This is a genomic window from Streptomyces spinoverrucosus (assembly GCF_006539505.1).
GTDB classification, from domain to species: Bacteria; Actinomycetota; Actinomycetes; order Streptomycetales; family Streptomycetaceae; genus Streptomyces; species Streptomyces spinoverrucosus.
In genome coordinates this window covers 1-2569 of sequence record NZ_BJND01000157.1, presented here as the reverse complement: position 1 = coordinate 2569, position 2569 = coordinate 1, and the positions used below count along the sequence as shown (strand labels likewise).

Below are 2569 nucleotides of genomic sequence, written 5' to 3'. Positions count from 1 at the left end.
TGACGGTGTCGGCCGCACGCCGTACCCGGACCAGCCGCGGCACCAGCACCGTGTCGCCCCGCACCGCGGCCTGGGTCTCGCCGGACGCCACGACCGTGGGCAGGAGGGAGCCGGAGGCCGGCGTGCCGTCGAGGTCGACCAGCGCGAAGCGGCCGGGGTTCTCACTCTCCGCGGAGCGCAGCAGGCCCCACAGCGCGGCGTGGGCGAGGCCCGGCACCGGCTCGGTGTCCGCGGTGGCGACGGCGCCCCGGGTGACGACGACGAGCCGGGATGCGGCGAACCGCTCGTCGGCCAGCCAGGCCTGGGCCAGTTCGGCATGGCGCAGGGTGGCCTCGTGGACGCGGGCGGGCAGCTCCGCCTCCGCGTCCTCGGGCACCTCAGGTGCGGTCACCACCACGTCCGGCACCGGCGCGCCGGCGTCGATCGCCTCGGCGAGAGCGGTGAGGTCGGAAAAGGACCGCGTGGCGTCGACCGGCAGGCCGAGGCCGCCGTCGTCACCCAGCAGTGCCCAGGTATCCGTCCGTGCAGGGGAGTTCGCGGGCGTGAGGCCGGTCCACGCCACCCGTAGCAGCCCGTCGCGGTGCGCGTCCACCGCCGCGCGCAGCGCGTCCTCGGACAGCGGCCGCAACGCCAGCGACCCGATCGAGGCCACCGGCGCGCCCACACCGTCGGCGACGAGGAGCGACGCGGATTCCGGCCCGGTCAGCGACAGCCGTACCCGAAGGACCGACGCCCCAGCGGCGTACACCGTCGCATCGGACCAGGCGAACGGCAGCAGCGGCGGCCGGTTCTCGTCCACCACGCCCGGCAGCAGGCTGTGCAGCGCCGCGTCGAGCAGCGCCGGGTGCAGGGTGAACAGACCGGCGTCCGACTGGAGTTCCTCGGGAAGGGCGACCTCGGCGAAGATCTCGCCCTCGGTCTCACCCCGCCAGGCCCTGCACAGGCATTGGAACGCCGGGCCGTACTCGTACCCCAGCTCCCTCACCCGCTCGTACATGCCGTCCAGGTCGGCCTCGACGGCCCCGGCGGGCGGCCACACGAGCAGGCCCTGGGGCACGTCGGCGGGCGTGGCGGCGAGCAGGCCCTCCGCGTGCAGCGTCCACGCGTCCGCGTCCTCTTCGGCGCCGTCGGGCCGCGCGTAGATCTCCAGCTTGCGGCGGTCCGTCTCGTCGGCCTTACCGACGACGACCTGAAGCTGCACGCCCGCGTGCTCGGGGAGCAACAGCGGTGCCGCCAGGGTGAGTTCCTCGACCCGCTCGCACCCCACGTACTCCCCGGCCCGCAGCGCCAGCTCTACCAGGCCGGTGCCCGGCAGCAGCGCCGAGCCGTGCACGGCGTGGTCCGCCAGCCAGCGGTGCGACGAGCGGGAGAGCCGGCCCGTGAACAGGAAGGCCCGCCGGTCCGCCACCGCGACCGCGGCACCGAGGAGCGGATGGCCGTCGGTCGAGCCGAGTCCGAGACCGGCGGCGTCGCTCGGCGCGGACGCCGCCTCCAGCCAGTGGCGGGTGCGCTGGAAGGCGTACGTCGGCAGAGCCACCCGGCGCGCGGGCGCACCGGCGAACACCGCCTGCCAGTCGACGGTCACGCCGCGGCTGTGCGCCTCGCCGAGCGAGAGCAGGAACCGCTCCATGCCGCCCTCGTCGCGGCGCAGCGAGCCGACCGCGGCGGCGTCGCGACCGGCCGCCTCCGCCGTCTCCTGCACCGCGAGCGCGAGGACGGGGTGCGGGCTGGACTCGATGAACGTGCCGAACCCCTGCTCCAGAAGGGCGCGTACGGCGTTCTCCAGCTCCACGGTCTGCCGCAGATTGCGGTACCAGTAGCCGCCGTCCAGTTCGGTGCCCTCGACCCACTCGCCCGTGACGGTGGAGAAGAACGGGACCGTCGCCCGGCGCGGGCTGACCGGCGCGAGCAGCGTGGCCAGCTCCTCCTGAAGCAACTCCACGAACTTCGAGTGGGAGGCGTAGTCCACCTGGATGCTCCGGGCCCGTACGCCGTCCGCCTTGCATGCCTCGAGCAGGCTCCGCAGCGGCTCGACCTCACCGGAGACCACCACCGAGGCGGGGCCGTTGACCGCGGCGATCTGGATCCGGTCCTGCCAAGGGGCGATCCGCTCGCGCACCTCGTCGGCGGGGAGCGCCACGGACACCATGCCGCCGAGGCCCGCCAGGACCCGGCCGATGGCCTGGCTGCGCAACGTGACCACGCGGGCGGCGTCGTCGAGGGACAGGATGCCCGCCACATACGCGGCGGCGATCTCGCCCTGGGAGTGCCCCACGACGGCGGCCGGCCGGACCCCGTGGGCCTGCCAGAGTTCCGCCAGCGACACCATCACCGCGAACAGCACCGGCTGGACGACGTCCACGCGGTCCAGCGACGGCGCACCCTCGGCCTGGCGCAGCACGTCCTCCAGCGACCAGTCGACGTACGCGGAGAACGCCTTCGCGCACTCGGCGATCCGGGCCGCGAACACCGGCGAGCCGTCCATCAGTTCCACGGCCATGCCCACCCACTGGGAGCCCTGCCCGGGAAAGACGAACGCGGTCTTGGAGGACTCGAAGACGCTGCCGCG

At 74.5% G+C, this 2569-nt stretch carries 1 protein-coding gene; it reads right to left on the bottom strand.

Translation table 11 applies throughout. The annotated features are described in order from the left end of the window. On the bottom strand, positions 1-2569 hold a 2569-nt coding region (locus SSP24_RS42200; RefSeq protein ID WP_141316533.1), incomplete at both ends, for an acyltransferase domain-containing protein.